Annotated in this window: 1 protein-coding gene; it reads right to left on the bottom strand. The window is 34.9% G+C overall.

The genetic code is table 11. The features are described 5' to 3' along the window. The coding region (locus AC1DOS_RS20365) for a glycoside hydrolase family 15 protein (RefSeq protein ID WP_477538942.1) at window positions 1–522 on the bottom strand (522 nt) is incomplete at its 3' end. Between the last annotated feature and the right edge of the window lie 331 nt (window positions 523–853).

The raw sequence follows: 853 nt of genomic DNA, 5'->3' as shown, positions 1-853 counted from the left end.
ATGCAATCCAGCGACACATGCACCGACACTTGAAGCATGCAACTCGATATTTTCTTCCCACATTCCATTATCATGTGCTTGCCAGTACTGGAGGCACTCAAGGTATTCGACTAACTTCTGAACGATATCAAGATCTTTGTCATCGCGAATAACCTTTCGACCATTGCTAACACCTTCTCCTACACCCCATAAGAAGGCGCCAATTGCATCATTCTGAGCATGACCCCATTCCTGATTGATTTCCTTTAATTCTGTGGAATACCGAGCGTGAATATATTCAAAAAGATGAACCGGTTTCTGTTCACGATGAATGTCGATTTTCCATTCATACCTTTTGAACAGGTCAAATAAAGCATGGTACGCTTTTTCATAACGCTCAGAACTACTATGCAAAAACGGTAAAACTGTATAGACCACATCTCGTATCCAAACGAAATTATAATCCTGTGAAATACTTGCGGTATAAGCACCATTTGGAAGGCGCATTCGATCTAAAACCTCAATTGCATCATTAATTTTCATATTCAGACACCTCCATAATTTATATCATGACAATTATCGTTAACCAATTATGTTGATTCTAGACAGCATCTATTCATCTCATTAAATAAAAACGTTTTCATTTTAAAATTTATTATATAAGTCCAAACAAAAGGTATATTTGGTAACTAGTTATATTTTATGTAGAAGATTTTTTTTTCGATAAGCAAGCAGCCTCAATTCTCGAAATTGCACAATTATTTGGTGAATTAACTTAAATATAATGGATCGGCAATAGCTTAAACTTGTTAATACTTTTAATAATTCAAGTAAAAGAGTCTAGCAAGTACTACATGTGATATCAGAAAGAAAC

Source organism: Paenisporosarcina sp. P5_A11, assembly GCF_056400705.1.
This window is presented reverse-complemented; position numbering and strand designations above follow the sequence as displayed.